The 19,461-nt window shown below is 61.5% G+C and carries 17 protein-coding genes; 2 read left to right on the top strand and 15 right to left on the bottom strand.

From position 1 onward, the window contains the following. Window positions 1-11: 11 nt before the first annotated feature. The 5 genes from menH to idnO form a co-directional block, all read right to left on the bottom strand. Entirely contained in the window at window positions 12-782 is a 771-nt protein-coding gene (menH, locus tag EKL15_RS18185) for a 2-succinyl-6-hydroxy-2,4-cyclohexadiene-1-carboxylate synthase (RefSeq protein ID WP_060420066.1), read from the bottom strand. Further along, the gene (menD, locus tag EKL15_RS18180; protein WP_100396417.1) at window positions 779-2,455 is read right to left on the bottom strand and encodes a 2-succinyl-5-enolpyruvyl-6-hydroxy-3-cyclohexene-1-carboxylic-acid synthase; all 1,677 of its coding nucleotides are present in this window, start codon (window positions 2,453-2,455) and stop codon (window positions 779-781) included. Before menD ends, menH begins: the two co-directional genes overlap by 4 nt. A gap of 379 nt (window positions 2,456-2,834) precedes the next feature. Beyond that, window positions 2,835-3,146, bottom strand: a complete 312-nt coding sequence (gene elaB / locus EKL15_RS18175; protein ID WP_025160172.1) for a stress response protein ElaB — start codon at window positions 3,144-3,146, stop codon at window positions 2,835-2,837. Between the two features lie 81 nt (window positions 3,147-3,227). Further along, the gene (gene idnD, locus EKL15_RS18170; protein ID WP_060420060.1) at window positions 3,228-4,259 is read right to left on the bottom strand and encodes an L-idonate 5-dehydrogenase; all 1,032 of its coding nucleotides are present in this window, start codon (window positions 4,257-4,259) and stop codon (window positions 3,228-3,230) included. 22 nt (window positions 4,260-4,281) lie between these two features. After that, on the bottom strand, window positions 4,282-5,046 hold the full coding sequence (gene idnO, locus EKL15_RS18165; RefSeq protein WP_100396419.1) for a gluconate 5-dehydrogenase: 765 nt from the start codon (window positions 5,044-5,046) through the stop codon (window positions 4,282-4,284). A 268-nt stretch (window positions 5,047-5,314) separates the two neighbouring features. Between idnO and EKL15_RS18160 the strand changes: the two genes are divergently transcribed. Further along, a complete protein-coding gene (locus EKL15_RS18160) occupies window positions 5,315-6,298 on the top strand; it encodes a LacI family DNA-binding transcriptional regulator (protein WP_100396420.1) in 984 nt (327 codons plus the stop codon). Here the strand turns inward: EKL15_RS18160 and EKL15_RS18155 are convergent. Both EKL15_RS18155 and EKL15_RS18150 read right to left on the bottom strand, forming a co-directional pair. Further along, on the bottom strand, window positions 6,278-6,787 hold the full coding sequence (locus EKL15_RS18155) for a DUF1097 domain-containing protein (protein ID WP_070915304.1): 510 nt from the start codon (window positions 6,785-6,787) through the stop codon (window positions 6,278-6,280). The genes EKL15_RS18160 and EKL15_RS18155 overlap by 21 nt on opposite strands. A 130-nt stretch (window positions 6,788-6,917) precedes the next feature. Next, window positions 6,918-8,153 (bottom strand): MFS transporter, encoded by a 1,236-nt coding sequence (locus EKL15_RS18150; RefSeq protein ID WP_100396421.1) that lies wholly within the window; start codon window positions 8,151-8,153, stop codon window positions 6,918-6,920. Window positions 8,154-8,442: 289 nt separating this feature from the next. On the opposite strand from EKL15_RS18150, the gene EKL15_RS18145 reads away from it, so the two are divergent. Further along, window positions 8,443-9,318 (top strand): LysR family transcriptional regulator, encoded by an 876-nt coding sequence (locus EKL15_RS18145; RefSeq protein ID WP_203090161.1) that lies wholly within the window; start codon window positions 8,443-8,445, stop codon window positions 9,316-9,318. A gap of 59 nt (window positions 9,319-9,377) precedes the next feature. On the opposite strand, the gene nuoN is transcribed toward EKL15_RS18145, so the two are convergent. From nuoN to nuoG, 8 genes are all read right to left on the bottom strand, one after another. Beyond that, the gene (nuoN, locus tag EKL15_RS18140; RefSeq protein WP_033635324.1) at window positions 9,378-10,835 is read right to left on the bottom strand and encodes an NADH-quinone oxidoreductase subunit NuoN; all 1,458 of its coding nucleotides are present in this window, start codon (window positions 10,833-10,835) and stop codon (window positions 9,378-9,380) included. A 6-nt stretch (window positions 10,836-10,841) separates the two neighbouring features. Continuing rightward, window positions 10,842-12,371, bottom strand: coding sequence for an NADH-quinone oxidoreductase subunit M (gene nuoM, locus EKL15_RS18135; RefSeq protein ID WP_025303660.1), 1,530 nt, complete (start codon window positions 12,369-12,371; stop codon window positions 10,842-10,844). Window positions 12,372-12,466: 95 nt separating this feature from the next. Beyond that, complete coding sequence (gene nuoL, locus EKL15_RS18130; protein WP_019453716.1) at window positions 12,467-14,314, bottom strand: NADH-quinone oxidoreductase subunit L; 1,848 nt, start codon at window positions 14,312-14,314, stop codon at window positions 12,467-12,469. Next, window positions 14,311-14,613: an NADH-quinone oxidoreductase subunit NuoK gene (nuoK, locus tag EKL15_RS18125; protein ID WP_004936014.1), complete on the bottom strand. Its 303-nt coding sequence runs from the start codon at window positions 14,611-14,613 to the stop codon at window positions 14,311-14,313. The genes nuoL and nuoK overlap by 4 nt, the downstream gene beginning before the upstream one ends. Continuing rightward, window positions 14,610-15,167: an NADH-quinone oxidoreductase subunit J gene (nuoJ, locus tag EKL15_RS18120; protein WP_019453717.1), complete on the bottom strand. Its 558-nt coding sequence runs from the start codon at window positions 15,165-15,167 to the stop codon at window positions 14,610-14,612. Before nuoJ ends, nuoK begins: the two co-directional genes overlap by 4 nt. Window positions 15,168-15,180: 13 nt before the next feature. Then, window positions 15,181-15,723: an NADH-quinone oxidoreductase subunit NuoI gene (gene nuoI, locus EKL15_RS18115; RefSeq protein ID WP_025160170.1), complete on the bottom strand. Its 543-nt coding sequence runs from the start codon at window positions 15,721-15,723 to the stop codon at window positions 15,181-15,183. Between the two features lie 14 nt (window positions 15,724-15,737). Then, entirely contained in the window at window positions 15,738-16,715 is a 978-nt protein-coding gene (nuoH, locus tag EKL15_RS18110; RefSeq protein WP_004936022.1) for an NADH-quinone oxidoreductase subunit NuoH, read from the bottom strand. After that, window positions 16,712-19,450 carry an NADH-quinone oxidoreductase subunit NuoG gene (nuoG, locus tag EKL15_RS18105; RefSeq protein ID WP_203090159.1) on the bottom strand — a complete coding sequence of 913 codons (2,739 nt, stop codon included), beginning with the start codon at window positions 19,448-19,450 and terminating at the stop codon, window positions 16,712-16,714. The genes nuoH and nuoG overlap by 4 nt, the downstream gene beginning before the upstream one ends. Window positions 19,451-19,461 lie beyond the last annotated feature (11 nt).

Genomic DNA, 19,461 nt, shown 5'->3' with positions numbered 1-19,461 from the left:
ATTCGGTTCCTTTAACCAGGGTTAACGAGAAAGGTCTGCAGCTCGGCGACGAAATCCTGCGGATTGGCCAGATGCGCGTTGTGCCCGGCCTGCGGCACGATGCGCAACGGCAACCCGGCGTCGCGCGCCAGCCGTTGAAATTTGGGGTCGTTCTCACCGCACAGCACCTGCAGCGGCACGCTCAGTTGGCGCAGCTGCGGCGCCAGATAGGGCTGCCGCCCGAGCGACGTGGCTTCGAGCATGTCGGCGATCGCCGGGCCGCTGTTGACCGAGCGCGCGGCGATCAGCGCCTGGCGGTGCACGTGGCTAAGCTCTTTGAACACCGGCTGCTGATACCAGTCCGCCAGGACCTCGGCGATCGGCTCACTGCGAAAACGCGCCGCCCACAGCGCATCCTGTTCGCAGCGCCGACGGCGCTGCTCTTCGTCCTCCAGCCCCGGGTTGCCGCCCTCGACGATCACCCCCTGCAGGCCGGCATGGCGGCCGTGGCAGGCGTGATACATGGCGATGCGCCCGCCGAGCGAGTAGCCCACCAGCCAATAGCGTTCGATATTGCGCAGCTGCAGCGTGGCGGCAATCTGCGCGCTGATGTCGTCGAAGCCGTGGCAGCTCACCGCCACGGAATCGCCGTGGCCGGGCAGATCGATGGCCAGCGACGGCCATTCCGGGCAGCGTGCGGCGATCACCCGCCATTCATTGTTGTTGCCGAGCAAGCCATGCAGCCACACCAGCCACGGGCGGCCCGCTTCGCCCTGTTGCAAAATTCGCGTCGCCAGCATCATTGCACCGCCATCTGTTGCACCAGGTATTGCAGGCTTTCGGCCCCCGCGCTCGGCGGCACCTGCAGTTCGATAAGCGTAGCGCCGCTGCGCCGCCAGCCTTGTTCAACCGCCTGTTGCAGCTGGCTCCAGTTCTCCGGCCGCGCGTAACCCAGCTGGAACATCGCCGCCGCGTGGCTAAACTCGACGTTCTGCGGCATGCAGTAAAAGCGCTGACGATCCTCTTCCGGCGTCGGCAGCAGCGAGAAAATTTGGCCGCCGTTGTTGTTGACGACGATCAACACCGTTGGCGCCGAGCTCTGGCGCAGCAGCGCCAGCGCATTGAGGTCATACAGAGCGGAAAGATCGCCCACCACCGCCAACGTCGGCCTGGCGGTTGCGCGCTGCACGCCGGCGGCGGTGGAGACCAGGCCGTCGATGCCGCTGGCGCCGCGGTTGCTGAATACCGGGTAGGCGACGGGCAATGGCGTTAACGCGTCAATCAGTCGCACCACCAGGCTGTTGCCGAGAAACAGCTGGCCGTTCTCCGGCAGCAGTTCCGGCAGGCGATGCGCCAGCTGCGCTTCGCCAAAGTTATCGTGCAGATGCGTGGATGCCGCCGTCAGCGCCTTATCCGCCAACGCGGCCAGCCCGGCGGCCCACGGCGCGCGCGGCTGTGCCGGGTGCTGCGCCAACCACTGCGCCACGCCGGCGCGCAGTCGCCGCCCCCGGTGCTGGGCCGGATCGAGCCGCCCCGGCAGCTCGTCGATGACCCAATACTCTTCCGGCCGGCACTGCGCCTGCCACTGCAGCAGGCGTTTGCCGGTCAGGCTGCCGCCGAACTGCACCACCAGTTGCGCATCTTGCAGTACGCGCTGCGCCTGCGGGTGAGCGAGCCACAAATCGGCGCAGGGCAGCGGTTGCCCGGTCTGCGACAGCACGTCGCCGATCAGCGGCCAGCCCAGCGTTGCGGCCCATTCGGCCACCTGAGCGCCCTCTTGCGCGCTCATGCGCCCGGCCAGCACCACGCCGCGTTTCTGCCGCCAGAAGAACCAGTCCGGCTGCGGCAATGGCGCCGCACGCGTCTCGCTTTCCTGCAGCCACGGACGATCGCTCTGCCACCAGTCGCCCAGCGCGGCGGACCAATCGGCATAGTGACGTTCGTCGCCGCCGTACAGCGGCTCGGCGAACGGGCAGTTGATATGCAAAGCGCCGTTTTGCAAGCGCGCCATCGCGCTGTCGACGCTGGAGGCCAGCCACGCGGCCGGAATATCCGGCGTAGGACGCGGCAGATCGATCGCCAGCGTCGGGTGGCTGCTGTAGAGGCCGCTTTGACGGATCGCCTGATTGGCGCCGCAGTCGATCAGTTCCGGCGGCCGATCGGCGGTAAGAAACACCAGCCGCTCACCGGTCAGGCCGGCTTCGATCAACGCGGGATAAAGGTTCGCCGCCGCGGTGCCGGACGTGACGATCACCGCCACCGGCTCACGCGCCGCCTTCGCCAGCCCAAGCGCCAGATGGCCGAGCCCGCGCTCATCAAAATGGGTATGACAGATAAACGATCGGTTGGCCGCAGCGGCCAGCGTCAGCGGCGTGGAGCGCGATCCCGGAGCGATACAAACATGCCGTACCCCATGGCGGGCCAGCGCCTCGAGCAGCACAGCCGCCCACCGGCGATTAAAAACACTTGTCGACATAGTTCGCTCACAAGTCAGTTAGCAGAGATCGTCTCCGGCGCAGCCGACGGACGCCGCGCCTGTAGTTACGCTCTGTATTATATGAGGTGTTATTTTCACGGCTTTTGCGCCAGCGCAAGAACGCCGTATATCCCTGGGTGTTTACACCAGATAATTATTTGATTTAGAACAAAAAATAAACAATAAAGACACAAATACTTTACACTTGCGGCGGCGCCGGCTCAATCCGTCCATACAAAAACAAGGGAAATAGAGGCGCTCCGACGACGGCTAGCGGGAAGTATAGGCGGGATAAGGGAAAGCCAGCGGGGAAACAGCGAGATGAACAACACAGTCTGCAGAAAAGCACGAGGCGGCCTGCGCCGCCCCGATGCCGTCATTATTTACGGGCCAGCAGCAGCCCCAGCACCAGCCCAACGGTGGCGCCGATACCTACGCTGTGCCAGGGTTTATCCCGCACGTAGTCGTCGGTGCGATGTACCGCTTCTTTGGCGCGCGCGTAGTAGGATTCACCGGTGTTCGCCCAGCGCGCCTTGACCTCACTCAGCGCCTGCTCGGCGTGCGACTTGATGTCGACGTAAGCCTGATCCGCGCGATCGCCGGTGTATTGCAGCACTTCTTCCAGCGTCTCGGTCAGCATTCTCAGATCGTCATCCAGCGTAGTTTGCTCAGCATCCGTATGTCTTGCCATCGTGAGATCTCCGTGGTTGAAAAATTAAGCGTTCCTACACTATAGACAAGGATCGCCGCCTGCGGCCATCGGACTTTTACCCTAAAACACCAATTGCACCTTGGCGGCCTGGCGCTTATCGCCGGCAAACTCCAGCGCCTGCGCCAGCTGCCCGCTGGCGAACTCCGCCGACAGCAACGGCAGCGGATCGACCACGCCGTCGGCCAGCCACGCCACCGCCAGCGCAAACTCCGCCACGAAGCGGAAGGATCCGAGCAGGTTCAACTCCTTGGCGATCAACAACATCAGCGGGAAATCGGGAAAGCTGCCACCCATGCCCACCTGCACCACGGTGCCTTTGGCGCGGGTGATCTCCAGACAGCGCTGCAGCGACTGCGGATGCCCCGCCACTTCGAAGGCGACGTCGAAATACCCCTTGCCCTGCTGATAATCGCTAACATCGTCGTCCGCGGCATGCAGGCACCGATCGGCCCCCATTTGCCTGGCGATCGCCAGGCAGCGCGGGCTGAGATCGGCACAGACAATCTCGGCGGCGCCCAGCGCTTTCAGCGCCGCCACCAACAGGCAGCCGATCGGGCCGACGCCGGACACGAAGACCTTTTTTCCCGTCACGTCGCCGGGCTGTTTCGCTGCGTGGATCGCCACCGCCAGCGGTTCGGCGAACACCATCACCCTGTCGTCGCGATCGGCGCCGTAAGGGACACACTGCGCGCTATCCACCACTTTGTATTGGGTAAAAGCGCCGTCAACGTGCGGAAAATACATCGCGCTGCCGAAAAAACGCATCTCGACGCATTGATTGCTTTGCTGCGCCAGACAGTATTTGCACTGCCCGCAGGGTTTGCTGGGATTGAGCGCCACCTTCTGCCCGACCGGCAGCCGCGGTGAATCGCTGGCGACCACCTCGCCGATCACCTCATGGCCCAGCACCATCGGCTGACGCACCTGAAAATTGCCGACCTTGCCTTCCTGAAAGTAATGCAGATCCGAGCCGCAGATACCGCCGCGGCTGATTTTCACCAGCGTTCCCTGCCCCCGGTAATCCACTTCTTGCGCGATCACCGCCACGTCTCGTTTGCCATTGACCACGCAGGACTGAGTTTGAATTTTCATCTCAAGACTCCACGAAAAAAAGTTACACCGCCGCCGACATGCCGCCATCGACAAACAGCAGCTGCCCGTTGACGAAAGCGGAGGCGTCGGCGGCCAGGAACACCGCCGCGCCGATCAGCTCCTGCGGATCGCCCCAGCGCGCGGCGGGTGTGCGTTGGGTCAGCCAGGCGGTGAAGGCCGGATCGTCGGCCAGCGTCTGCGTCATCTCGGTTTTGAAATAGCCGGGGGCAATGCCGTTGACCTGAATGTTGTAGCGTGCCAGCTCCACGCACATGCCGCGCGTCAGCATTTTCACCGCCCCCTTGGACGCCGCATAAGGGGTGATGGTGTCCCGCCCCAGCTCGCTTTGCATCGAGCCGATGTTGACTATCTTGCCGCGCCGGCGCGGCACCATGTAACGCGCCACGGTTTGCGACACGATGAAGACCGCCTTCTGGTTGACGGCGATGATGTCGTCCCAGTCTTGCTCCGGAAACTCGGTGAACGGGTGGCGGCGCTGGATGCCGGCGTTGTTGATCAAGACGTCAATCGCGCCGATATCCGCTTCGATACGGTCGATGGCGGCCTGCACCGCCTGGGAATCGGTGACGTCGAACGCCGCCGCATCGGCACGCAGGCCCTCTTCGCGCAGGCGCTCGGCGGCGTGCCGGGCATGTTCTTCGGTGGTGGCGTTGACCAGAATATGTGCGCCTTGCTGCGCCAGGCCGCGCGCCAGCAGAAAACCGATGCCGCGCGAGGCGCCGGTGATCAAGACGATTTTGTTATCCAGTGAAAACAGATTGTTCATGGTGATTCCCGGCCATTAGGCCTCCAATCGGACAGGCCTCTATCTCAGCCGATTGTTACCGGTAAAAACGTGATGGAAATCACTGAAAATCATGTTACGAAACCCTGTTACCCTTAACGTGATCTCACGCAGGCAGCACGCGGGTAAAAATCAGCTATCCGATTGAAAAATGGCTATTTTCAATAGAGGTGCATTCATTGTTATCGCCAAATCGATTTGTTAACATACCGCTATCCGCCCTTGCCGCGCCGCCCGTGAAGGCCACCGAATGAAACACCCCCGCGTTACGCTACAGGACATCGCACAATTGGCCGGCGTGACCAAAATGACCGTCAGCCGCTTCCTGCGCACGCCGGAAAAAGTGGCGGCCGGCACCGCCGAACGCATTGCGCAGGTCATGCGGGAGCTGAACGTCACCGGCGCCGATGCCGCACAGGCCGGCAGAAAACCGCGCCTCGGCGTGCTGATCCCCTCTTTCAACAACCAGATCTTCGCCGATCTGCTGGCCGGCATCGAATCCGTTACCCAAGCACGGGGTTACCAAACGCTGGTGATGAACTACGATTACAGCCCGCAACGGGAAGAAGAGCAGATCGCGCAGCTGTTGAGCTACCCGATCGCCGGGCTGATCCTCACCGATTCTGCGCATACCTTGCGCGCAGAGACCTACCTCGGCGCCGCCAAAATCCCCCTCGCGCAGGTGATGGATCTCGACGCGCCGCCGGGGCGGATTGCGGTGGGGTTCGATAATGAACAGGCGGGGTATGACATGACCGAAGCGCTGCTCGCCAGCGGCAAACGGCATATCGTTTACTTTGGCGCCATGTCGGACGCCCGCGACAATAAACGCTATCGGGGGTACTGCCGCGCCATGGCGGCTCAGGGGCAAACGCCGCGTCAGATCGCGCCGCATCGGGTCTCTTCGGTTTCGATCGGCGCCGACATGCTGGCGATGGCGCGCGAACGCTACCCGCAGCTCGACGGTATCCTGTGCACCAACGACGATCTGGCAGTGGGCGTGTTGCAGGCCTGTCTGCGTCTCGGCGTGCGCGTGCCGCAAGAGGTTGCGTTATCGGGATTTCACGGCCTGGATATTGGCCAGGCGACCACGCCGAGCATCGCCAGCGTGATCACGCCGCGCTTTGACATGGGGAAAACCGCCGCCGAAATGCTGCTGTTGCGGATCGCGGGCGAACCTTGCGCCGAGCGCCACGATCTGCATTACCGCCTCTCACTCGGCGGCACCGTTTGAGCCGGCATTCGGGCCCATCGGCGGCGTAGCGCGGGCTTTTTCGCTGCGCGCCGCCCACCACAGACCGCTATTTTTCATCGCATAGCCGAACAGCAGGCCCACCAGCAGGGAAAGCGTCACCAACGGCCAATCGCCGCCGCCGGCGAAGGTCGCGCAGGCGCCGATAAAGGTGCCGGGCACGAACCCCAGCCACTGCTGTTTAGCCTGAATGCACATCAGGAATGCCACGACGCCGGTCAGCAGATACCCCAGCAAATTCCACTGCGGCGCCAGTTCGCTGCCGTGGATGATCGCCATTGCCCAGAAGACGCCGCTGCAGCAGGTCAACGCGCCGATCACCAGCCCTTTCAACCCACCCTGCGGGCAGGCGAAATACGCCGTGCAGCCGAGAAAACCGGCCCAACCGATCAGCCCCAGGCTGACGGCAACCCAGCCCCACACGCCGGAGAGGATCCCGGTAGTAACGGCAATGGCGAAAAGAACGTTCATAAAGTGACCCGCGGCAAAAAGAAAGCGCGCAGTTTACCCGAAAGCCGGTCATTTCATGTGATTAAAATCACAATATAAATGCAATTAAAGAATAATTAATTAAATAAAAGAGACTTCAATCACAAAACTATTAACGTGGGAACCCAGCACGTACCGTCATCCATGCCAACAACAGGCATACCGTGGTGCTGCTCAGGAACAGCAGATGGGTTGCCTGCTGTAGATCGACACGGTCGACCACGATCCCCAGCAAGATAGGCACCCAGTTGGCGATATAAGCGATAACGTAAAACAGCGAAAGCAAACGTGCATGGCTGGCCGGCGGCGAAATCAGGTTTACCAGGGTCGCGCTGCCAACGAAAATGGCGCCGTAAGCATAGCCGGCCACCACCAGCCCCGCAGCCGCCAGCCACAGTGAATGCCACTGGATCGCCACGGCGAATACCACCGCCGCCAGCACCTGCGCCAGGCAACCGAACAACAGCGAATGGCGGGCGTTAAGGCGGCGGCTCAGGATCTGGCTGATACCGGCGATCAACAGATAAACCGCAATCGCATAGCCAAAGACGCCTCGAGCGTGCAGGCCTAACAGCGTTTCCGCCACGCTGGGGCCGATAGCCAAAATGCTGGCGGCCAGGGCCCAACAGATAAACAGCGCCCCGGCACAGACATAGAATTTACCGCCGGTGGCGCGCAGGCCATCGAGCAGCGAGCTTTTTTCTGTCGCAGCCGGCGCAGCATGGGTCGGCGCCGTAACCACGCCACGCGGCCACGAGAACATCACGCCCAACGCAGCCACGGCGGCAATGACCATGATGAAAACGAACGGCAGCGTCGTGGGATGAAAACCGGTCTGCAAAGCGATGCCGCTGAAGATCGGGCCCAGCGCCAATCCTGTGGTAAAGGACAACGTGGCGATCAGCGCGGCGTTTTTACCGCCGTCTCGTGGCCCAAAACGCACCAACGCGATGTTTGCCGCACCGGTCAATGCCCCGGTGCCCACCCCGGCTAACAGTCGCGCCATGAGCATCATGGCAAAGGTATCAGCCCGCGCGAACAGCAGCGCACCGCTCAACACCACCAGCAATGCCGGCACGATCATGCTGCGCAAATCCTTCACTTTGCCGGACAGATTGCCGACGCCGAACAAAGCGATCAGCACGCCGGCGGCGTAAGCGCCGTAAACAACGGTCAGGCTGACGGAGCTCAGCGCAAGCTGCTGCTGATACAGTGGATACAGCGGCGTCGGCGCACTGCTGTTCAGCAATGCTGACATCAGTGCCAATGCCAGGAACAATAGAATACCCATGCGCGATGCCTGCGCGTTTTTCGGCACCGTGTCCTGGATGGCGGTATTTTCTGACATGCTTTAACTCCCAAAGTCGGCAGGCGGCGGCCTGCCATCGACATCTTTTCTCACCCGGCCTGCCGGGAACGGCGCTTATCATAGCGTTGCGGCAAAGGGCGAAGTATCGTCAAGAATGAATCACCCTGATGCATTCTTGCATCACCGGAGAAATAACCGCCGATGAGCAGGCCGTTAACCGTCTTTCTCTCCCCCCGGGCGGAACAACGCTTTATGATAGAAACCGTTATCGTTCGCCCGCACCGGCCCGTGCCCCACGGCGCCGACAAATCTGCAGAGAGGAAATGGCATGATGAATTGGGACGACGCGCGCTTCTTTTTGGCCGTCGCACGCTGTGGCACGCTACGCAAAGCCGCCAGCCAGCTGCATGTCGATCAGGCGACCGTCGGTCGACGGCTGTCCGCTTTCGAAGATGCGCTCGGCTCCAAGCTGTTTATCCGCACGCCGAAATCCTTCGCCCTCAGCCCGCTGGGGGAGGAAATGCTGGCGGAAGTGATGAAGATGGAAAATGCGGTGCAGGCGATCAACCGTAAAGCCGCCAGCGGTGACGAAAGCCTGAACGGCAACGTGCGCATCGCCACCACCGACACCCTGGCCGAAGCCTTCGTGATGCCGGCGCTGCAAGATCTGCGGGAACGCTACCCCGCCATCACCGTCACGCTGTTAACGGCGCTGAACATCGCCGATATCTCTTACCACGGCGCAGATCTGGCGATCCGCGGCGCCCGCCCCGATGATGATGAGCTGATCATCAAACGCTTAGCCACCATCGAAATGGGTCTGTACGCCTCTCAGCACTACCTGGCGCGGCGCGGCATGCCGGTCAGGGGCGAGCAGCTGCGCGGCCACGATCTGCTGATGTTCCCGCGCGAGCTGGTGCCGCGCCACTGGAACAATTTCTGCGGCGAGGTTCTGCACGAGCCCAACGTCGTGCTGCAATGCAATTCACAGCTGCTGCTGCGCTCCGCCACCCGCAGCGGGCTGGGCATCGGCCTGCTCTCCGCGTTTTTGGCGGACAAAGACCCGGAGCTGGTGCGCCTGCTCCCGGAGAACAAAGACTGGGTGGATATCTGGCTGGTGCTGCATCCCGATTTGCAACGCGCCGCCCGCGTGCGCGCGGTGGTGCAGGCGCTGGAAACGTCGTTTAGCGCCCATTACGGCTGAATGCCGTTTCCCCATAAAAAAAGGTCGCCGAAGCGACCTTTTTACCGTCTGAAGCGTTATCAGAACGTCGGCTGAGCCATCTGCACCAGCGAAATCAGCGGCTGCGGATAGACGCCCAACAGCAGCACCAGCGCGGCTGAGATCAGCACCACGACGCCACCGGCGGTCAACGCCCAGTTGTTCGGGGTATCGCGCTGCAGCGATTCCGGCGCGCTGAGGAACAGGCTGACGGTCACGCGCAGGTAGTAGTACAGGCCGATGGCGCTGCCTACCACGACTGCGCCGGTCAGCCACCACAGGTGTGCGCTGACGCCCATCGCGATCACGAAGAACTTACCGATAAAGCCCAGCGTCATCGGGATACCGGCTAGCGACAGCATCATCACCGTCATCACCGCGGACAAGATTGGCTTGTGCCAGAACAGACCACGGTAAGAGAACAGCGAATCCGCATCCGGGCCGCGGTACGGGCTGGACATCAGGCTGACCACGCCGAAGGCGCCCAGGCTGCTGAACAGGTAACCGGCCAGGTAAACGCCGGCGGTTTCCAGCGACAGCTGATGGGTTTGCACCGCAATCAGCGCCACCAGCAGGTAGCCCAGGTGAGCGATCGACGAGTAGCCCAGCAGACGCTTGATGTTGGTCTGGCTGATGGCCATCAGGTTACCGAACAAGATAGAGCAGAACGCGATGATCGACAGCACCATGCGCAGCGCCTCGTTGTCGGCGGCCGGGGCATACAGGAACAGACGCATCACGACCGCGAAGATCGCGATCTTGCTGGCGGTCGCCAGGAAGGTCGAGACCGGCGCAGGCGCGCCCTGATACACGTCCGGCGTCCACAGTTGGAACGGCACCAGCGACAGCTTGAAGCCCAGACCGACGATCATCATGCCCATACCGGCCAGGATCAGCGGCTGGTGCATCATGTTTTCCTGCAGGCTCTTGCCGAGGCCGGCCAGCGACAGATCGCCGGACTCGGCATACAGCAGCGCCATGCCGAACAGCAGGAACGACGACGCGGCGGCGGACAGCAGCATGTACTTGATGGCGGCTTCCAGCGGGCGCTTCTGGCGGTAGGCGTAGCCCACCAGGCCGAACAGCGGCAGCGAGATCAGCTCGATACCGATGAACAGCGAAGCCAGATGGTTGGCGCTCGCCAGCAGGATGCCCCCCATGGCGGCGATCAGCACCAGCAGGTAGAACTCTTCGCGGTTATCCGGATAGCCGACCAGCCACGGATACGCGAAGGTGCAGGTCGCCAGACTCGCCAGCAGCACCAGCCCGGTGTAGAACATCGAGTAACCGTCAACCCGCAGCAGCGGGGTGACGTCCATTGGGCCTGCCTGACCGACAAAGTACAGCGAAAGCAGCGCCAGGTTGAGACCGATCACGGTCAGGGTGGCGTTGATAAAGTGGTCGCGTCGCCACGCAATGCCTAGCATCACAACCACCACCGTCAATCCGACGATCAACAGCGGCAGCAGTGCGATCAGTTGTTGAGGAGTTATTGTCATGGCGAATTACGGCCTTGTTGTTGAAATTGCTGAAACTGACGAACCAAACCAGTGTTGCACGTTGCTCATCGCCGCGTTGGAAGTATCCAGAATCGGCTGCGGGTAAACCCCCAGCAGAACCAGCAACACCACCAGCAGCAGAATGATGAACAGCTCGCGCGCGGTCATGCCCTGCAGCGGCTGGTCGGATTTAGGCGCACCGTAATAAGCGCGCTGCATCATGATCAGCGAGTAAACCGAAGCGAACACCAGACCGAAGGTAGAAATCACGGTGATCACCGGCACCACCTGGTAGCTGCCGAATAGAATCATGAATTCGCCGACGAAGTTACCGGTACCCGGCATCCCCAGCGTAGCCACGGCGAAGAACAGCGACAGCGCAGGGATGAACTTGATCCGCCCCCACAGGCCGCCCATCTGACGCATGTCGCGGGTATGCAGACGCTCATACAGCTGGCCGCAGATGATAAACATACCGGCGGCGGACAGACCGTGCGCGATCATCTGGATCACCGCGCCCTGGTAAGCCAGCTGGCTGCCGGTGTAGATGGCGATCAGCACGAAGCCCATGTGCGAAACCGAGGTGTAGGCGATAAGACGCTTGATGTCGGTCTGCGCGAACGCCATCCAGGCGCCGTAGAAGATGCCGATCACGCCCAGCCACATGGCGATTGGCGCAAACTCGTGCGAAGCCTCAGGGAACAGCGGCAGGCTGAAACGCAGCAGGCCGTAGGCCGCCGTTTTCAGCAAGATGCCCGCCAGGTCGACGGAACCTGCGGTCGGTGCCTGGCTGTGCGCGTCCGGCAACCAGCCGTGCAGCGGCACCACCGGCATTTTCACCGCGAAGGCGATGAAGAAGCCCAGCATCAACAGATATTGCACGTTGTGGGACATCGGCGTTTGCAGCAGGTCTTCGTAATCGAAGGTCCACACGCCGGTCGCGTTGTAGTGCACGAACACCAGGCCCAGGATCGCAATCAGCATCACCAGACCGCTGGCCTGGGTGTAGATGAAGAACTTGGTCGCCGCGGTGATACGGGTTTTACCGTCCGACGCCTTGTGGCCCCACAGCGCGATCAGGAAGTACATCGGCACCAACATCATTTCCCAGAAGAAGAAGAACAGGAACATGTCGATGGCGAGGAACACGCCGATAACGCCGCCCAGGATCCACAGCAGGTTGAGGTGGAAGAAGCCCTGATACTTCTGGATTTCACGCCAGGAACAGAGGATCGCCAGCACGCCCAGCAGACCGGTCAACACCACCATCAGCAGCGACAAGCCGTCCAGCGCCAGGTGGATGGAGATGCCGAAGCGCGGGATCCACGGCAGCAGGAATTCGCTCTGCCACTGCGGAATGCCTTTCGGCGTGGTCAAGGTATAGCCGCCCTGCATCCACAGCTGCAGAGAGAGCGCCAACGTCAGCCCCATTGCGATCAGCGCTATCCAGCGCGGCACCTTAGTACCGAAGCGCTCAAGCTGCCAGCACAGCAGACCGCCGATAAAGGGGATAAGAATTAGCCAAGGTAATAGCATGGCGTTTTGTGTCCCTTATACGAATAATTTCAAACTTTGTACGTAGCGCCTGCCCGGCGCTACGCCCGAAAAATGCGTCTGTTTAAATTATTCAATTAAACCAAAATCAACAGAGCCAATACGACCACTGCACCCACACCCATAGACGCTATATACCAACGCACCTGACCGTTCTCGCTCACCGTCAGACCGCGGTTCCCCCAGCGGGAGAAGACGGCCGGCAGGTTCATCAGCGAGTTCAGCGGATCGCGCTGCAGCAGCTTCGCAATGCCCAGGTACGGCTTGACGAACACTTTGTCATACAGCCAGTCGAAGCCCCAGGCATGGAACCACCAGGTCGAGAAGAAACGCCCCGGCGCGCTGTTGGCGATGCTGTTGACCAGGCTGCGTTTGCCCAGCCACAGCGCGGCCGCCAGCAGAATGCCAACGATAGCTACCACGCCGGAGGTGATTTCAAGCGTCAGCACGCTGCCGTGCGCCAGCTCGGTCGTATCCGGCAGCACGCCCTGCAACGGCGGCACGATCATCGCGCCGACGAAGGTGGACAGCACCAGCAGAACCAGCAGCGGCAGGTGGTGAGTGATGCCTTTACCGGCATGCGCTTTGATTTTCTCTTCGCCATGGAACACGATGAAAATCATACGGAAGGTGTACAGCGAGGTCATGAACGCGCCGACCAGGCCGGCCACCATCAGGTTGATGTGGCCGTTGGCCATCGCGCCCGCCAGGATCTCGTCCTTACTGAAGAAGCCGGCCGTGACCAGCGGCAACGCTGACAGCGCCGCGCCACCCACCAGGAAGCAGACGTACACCAGCGGGATGCTCTTGCGCAGGCCGCCCATCTTGAAGATGTTTTGCTCGTGGTGGCAAGCCAGGATCACCGAACCGGACGACAGGAACAGCAGCGCCTTGAAGAACGCGTGGGTCATCAGGTGGAAGATCGCCGCGTCCCATGCCTGCACGCCCAGCGCCAGGAACATGTAACCGATCTGGCTCATGGTGGAGTAAGCGAGCACGCGCTTGATGTCGGTCTGCACCAACGCGGCGAAGCCGGCCAGCAGCAGAGTGACCGCACCGACGATGCCCACCAGGTGCAGCACTTCCGGCGCCATCAGGAACAGGCCGTGCGTACGGGCGATCAGATAGACGCCCGCGGTCACCATGGTCGCCGCGTGGATCAGTGCGGAAACCGGGGTTGGGCCCGCCATCGCGTCCGCCAACCAGGTTTGCAACGGCAGCTGCGCCGATTTACCGACCGCGCCGCCCAGCAGCATCAGGGTCGCCCAGGTGATGGCCGTATCGCCCACCGCCAGTTTCTGCGGTGCCAGGATCATCAGCTCGCGGATATTCAGCGTGCCCAGCTCGTTGTAGAGGATGAACAGCGCGAACGCCAGGAACACGTCGCCCACGCGGGTCACGATGAAGGCTTTCATCGCCGCCGCGCCGTTGGCCGGATCTTTGTAGTAGAAGCCGATCAACAGGTAGCTGCACAGGCCCACGCCTTCCCAACCCAGATACATCAGCAGCAGGTTGTCCGCCAGCACCAAGACCACCATGCTGGCGATAAACAGGTTGGTGTAAGCGAAGAAGCGCGAGTAGCCCTCTTCACCGCGCATGTACCAGGAGGCGAACATGTGGATGAAGAAGCCGACGCCGGTGACCACCGACAACATGGTCAGCGACAGGCCGTCCAGCACCAGGGTCACGCCGATATTGAAGTTGCCGACGGCCATCCAGGTCCACAGGCTTTGCTCGAACAGCTGCACGCCGGCGGCTTTCTGGGCGAAGAAATCCATCGCCACATACACCGTGACCAGCGCAGCCAGGCCGATAGAGCCCACGCCGACGGTAGCCGCCGTGTTCTCAGACCAACGACCGCGGGAAAATGCCAGCAGCAGGAACCCGATCAGCGGTAGCAGAATTGTTAAATATAATAGGTTCATCCGCGCATCTCACTGACAGTATCAATATTCAGGGTATGACGACGACGGTAGAGCTGCAGCAGCAGCGCCAGGCCGATACTGGCCTCGGCTGCCGCCAGGCTGATCGCCAGGATGTACATCACCTGACCGTCCGCCTGGCCCCAGTAGCTTCCCGCCACGATAAACGCCAACGCCGCAGCGTTGATCATCACTTCCAGGCTGATCAGCATAAACAGCAGGTTGCGGCGCACCAGCAGCCCGGTCAGCCCGAGCACAAACAGGATAGCCGCCAGGATCAGGCCGTGTTGAAGAGGGATCATGCTTGCTCCTCCGATTTTCTTCTCGCCATTTCGCCACTCGCCGGCGCGTTGCTCAGCACCTCGCCAGGCTTGTGCTCGCGGCCGATATGGAAGGCGACAACCAGACCCGCCAACAGCAGCATTGAGGCCAGCTCAACCGCCAATACGTAAGGCCCGAACAGGCTGATGCCCACCGCCTTCGCGTCGACCATCTCGCCGCTGATACCCTGGTCGGATACGCTGCGAATAGCGACGATCAATACCACCAGCAGCGCCAGCGACAACAGGCCAGGCCCGATCCACACCGTCGGCTTCATCCAGTCGCGCTCTTGCTGCTGCACGTTGCCGAGGTTCAGCATCATCACCACGAACACGAACAGCACCATGATGGCGCCCGCATAGACGATGATTTCCAACGCGGCGGCAAAGTAGGCGCCGAGCGAGAAGAAGACTGCCGAGATCGCCAATAACGAGACGATCAGATACAGCAGCGCATGCACAGGGTTGGTATGGGTGATCACGCGAATCGTCGCGGCCACCGCAATCAAACCTGCCAGGTAAAATGCAATTTCCATGCTTGCTGGCTCCTTAGGGCAACAGACCTTTGACGTCGATCGGTTTGGCTTCGTTTTCGGCTTCGCCTTTGGCTTTGCCGTCAATCGCCATACCGGCCATCCGGTAGAAGTTATATTCCGGATATTTACCCGGCCCCGAGATCAACAGATCTTCTTTTTCGTACACCAGATCCTGACGCTTGTACTCACCCAGTTCAAAATCCGGCGTCAGCTGGATAGCGGTAGTCGGGCAAGCCTCTTCGCACAGGCCACAGAAAATGCAGCGCGAGAAGTTGATGCGGAAGAACTCCGGATACCAACGGCCGTCTTTCTGCTCCGCTTTTTGCAGCGAGATACAGCCGACCGGGCAGGCCACCGCACACAGGTTACAGGCGACGCAGCGCTCTTCGCCGTCCGGATCGCGCGTCAGCACGATGCGGCCACGGTAGCGCGGCGGCAGGTAAACCGGTTCTTCCGGATACATCTGGGTTTCGCGCTTGGCGAAGGCATGCATGCCAATCATCCAAATGCTGCGCACCTGGGTGCCGAAACCAACCACTAACTCTTTCAATGTCATGGTTTATTCACCCCTTATTGAGCGTTGTACAAAATGACCGCGGCGGTTGCCAGCAGGTTCAGCAGCGTCAGCGGCAGGCACACTTTCCAGCCGAAGGACATCACCTGGTCATAACGCGGACGCGGCAGCGCGGCACGGATCAGGATGAACATCATCATGAAGAAGGCCGTTTTCAACGCGAACCAGATGAATGGCGGCAGGAACGGACCCTGCCAGCCGCCGAAGAACAACGTCACAATCAGGGCGGACACGGTGACGATACCGATGTATTCCCCCACGAAGAACAGACCGAACTTCATGCCGGAATATTCGATGTGGTAACCGTCGGCCAGTTCCTGCTCGGCTTCCGGCTGGTCAAACGGGTGACGGTGGCACACCGCCACGCCGGCGATCGCGAAGGTCACGAAGCCGAAGAACTGCGGAATGACGTTCCAGACGTGCGCCTGGGATTCAACGATGGCCTGCATGTTGAACGAATCCGCCTGCATCACCACGCCCATCAGCGACAGGCCGATGAACACTTCGTAGCTCAGGGTTTGCGCGGAGGCGCGCATCGCGCCCAACAGCGAGTATTTGTTGTTGCTCGACCATCCGGCGAACAGCACGGCGTACACCGCCAGGCCGGCCATCATCAGGAAGAACAGAATACCGATGTTGAGATCGGACACCGCCCAGGTCGGGCTGACCGGAACGATGGCAAATGCCAGCAACAGGGAAGTAAAGGCGATCATCGGCGCCAGGGTGAAGATCACCCGGTCGGAGAATCTCGGTACCCAGTCTTCCTTGAAGAACATTTTGATCATGTCGGCGACCAGCTGCAGCGAGCCGCCCCAGCCTACGCGGTTCGGTCCGTAGCGGTTCTGGAACAGGCCGAGCAGACGGCGTTCGCCGAAGCTCATGAATGCCCCGCACGCCACGACCACCAACAGGATCACGACCGCTTTAAGAATGGCGATCAGAATGTCGATCACCTCAGGGGTAAACCAGCTCATCGTGCTGCCTCCCGCAGATTGTCTACCTTAGCACCCACCAAGATCGGCGGGATCCCTGGCAAGCCTAGCGGCAAACCAACCTGGCCCTGGGTCAGGGTTTCACTCAGACGCACCGGCAGACGCAGGGTCTGGCCCGCACAGCTGAACTCCACCAGGCTGCCCGCGTTGACGCCAAGCGTCGCCGCGTCGGCCGGGTTGACCATCACGTAGGCTTCCGGCATGCGCTGCTGGATCACGTGAGAGCGCTGCGACATTTCGTCGCTGCCGAACAGGTGGTAGTAAGGCGCGACACGCCAACCGTCGACCGGATTGAACGCGGCAGGCACGCGATCGAAGTAACCGAGGCTGCCCTCCCCCGCTTCGATCAGGCGCACGCCCGGATCGCCGTGGCGCAGTTTGCCGCCCACTTCGGCCTGGAACTTGTTCCATGCCTGCGGTGAGTTCCAGCCTGGCGCCCAGGCGAACGGGATCTGCTGACGATCGGCCTGCGGGCTGTTGTTCCCTTCCATCGAGAAGGCGAACATGGTGTCTTTATCCTGTGGCTGACGCGGCTCGTGCACGCTGATGTTGGCGCGCATGGCGGTACGGCCGCTGGAGCGGTGCGGCGAACGCGCCAGCTTCTGACCGCGAATGCGGAAAGTCGCGTCCGGCGCAGCGTCGACGATGCCCTGCAGCTGCGGCAACGCGGCAACGCAAGCGGCGATCACGTCATCGAGCTGGGTCCAGTCCACGTGGCGGCTGGTGTAGGTGGAGTGCAGCGAGTGCATCCAGCGCCAGCTTTCCAGCATCACGGTGAACTGATTCTTCTTGGCGTCGTCGTAGTAAGCCGGATCGTATACCTGGAAGAAGCGCTGCGCGCGGCCTTCCTGGTTGATCAGCGTACCGTCGCTCTCGGCGAAGCTGGCCGAGGAGAGGATCAGGTTGGCTTTGTCCATGATCGCAGTGCGCTGGTGGTCGGCGACGATCAGGTTGTTGACCTTGGCCAACGCCGCATCCACCTGCGCCGCCGGCGCATGGCGATAGAGATCGTTTTCCATCACGATGGCGGTGTCGGCTGCGCCGCTCGCCAGCTGTTCCAGCGCCTGATCGAGCGAACCGCCGCCGATCATCGCCAGGCCCATGCTGTTGGCTGCGCCCGCCACGAAGGTGATGCCGACATCGGAACCGCGGCCCTTCAACGCTTTGGCGATGTTGGCCGCCGCTTCGATGATGGCTTCGCTGCCGGCGTTGCTGCCGGTCACGATCAGCGGTTTGCGTGCGCCGGTCAGCGCCTGCACGATGATATCGACTTTCTTGTTCAGGCCTTCAGCCAGATCGTTCACCGCCGGCGCCGCGCTGTCCAGCGCGTGAGCGATGGCGAAGCCGAAGCGCGCCTGCTCGTCCACCGGCGCGCGGTAGTTCCAGGCGGCGATGTCGTCCAGACGGGTGTTGTCGACGTTGGTGGTGAACAGCGGGTACTTGGCGTGCTGACCGATGTTCTGCACCGCCGCGATCTGCCAGTCGGCCACGCGTTGCGCCGCCGCCATCGCGCGGGCTTTACCCTTGACGGCCTGGCGCACGGACAGCGCGATACGCGCACCGGTTTGCGTCAGGTCTTCGCCCAGCACCAGCACTGCGTCGTAATCTTCGATCTCACGCAGCGCCGGCGTATGGACGCCGCCGTTTTTCAGCACGTTCAGCATCAGCGCCAGGCGTGATTGCTCCGCCTGAGCGATACCGGTGTAGTAGTTCTCGGCGCCGACCAGCTCGCGCAGTGCGAAGTTGCTTTCCAGGCTGGCGCGCGGGGAGCCGATGCCGATGGTTTTCTTCGCCTGACGCAGGATGTCCGCCGCGCCCTGCATCGCCTGCTCGGCGTTCAGGGTGATCCAGTCATCGCCGCGCAGCTGCTGCGGTTGACGCGGACGATCTTTCTGGTTGACGTAGCCGTAACCGAAACGACCGCGGTCGCACAGGAAGTAGTGGTTCACGCTGCCGTTGTAACGGTTTTCGATACGGCGCAGCTCGCCATAGCGTTCGCCCGGGCTGGTGTTACAGCCGATGCTGCACTGCTGGCAAATGCTCGGTGCGAACTGCATGTCCCATTTACGGTTGTAGCGTTCGGAGTGCGTTTTGTCGGTGAATACGCCGGTCGGGCACACTTCCACCAGGTTGCCGGAGAACTCGCTTTCCAGCGTGCCGCTTTCCGGGCGACCGAAGTAGACGTTGTCGTGCGCGCCGTACACGCCGAAGTCGGTGCCGTCCGCATAGTCTTTGTAGTAACGCACGCAGCGGTAGCAGGCGATGCAGCGGTTCATCTCGTGCGAGATAAACGGCCCCAGCTCCTGGTTGTTGTGGGTACGCTTGGTGAAGCGGTAGCGGCGGAAGCTGTGGCCGGTCATTACCGTCATATCCTGCAGGTGACAGTTACCGCCTTCTTCACAGACCGGGCAATCGTGCGGGTGGTTGGTCATCAACCACTCGACCACGCTTTCACGGAACTGCTTCGCTTCACCGTCATCGATGGAGATGAAGGTGCCGTCGGATGCCGGGGTCATACAGGACATCACCAAACGGCCGCGCGTATCTTCCGCGTTTTGGTATTGCTTTACCGCACATTGGCGGCAAGCGCCGACGCTTCCCAGCGCCGGATGCCAGCAAAAGTAAGGAATATCAAGGCCGAGGGAAAGACAAGCCTGCAGCAGGTTGTCCGCTCCGTCTACCTCATACTCTTTGCCGTCTACATGAATCGTAGCCATAGTCAGCATGC

It is taken from the genome of Serratia sp. 4542 (assembly GCF_016805595.1).
GTDB classification, from domain to species: Bacteria; Pseudomonadota; Gammaproteobacteria; order Enterobacterales; family Enterobacteriaceae; genus Serratia; species Serratia nevei.
The sequence above is the reverse complement of the archived record's forward strand: the minus strand, read 5'-3'. Positions and strand labels throughout refer to the sequence as shown.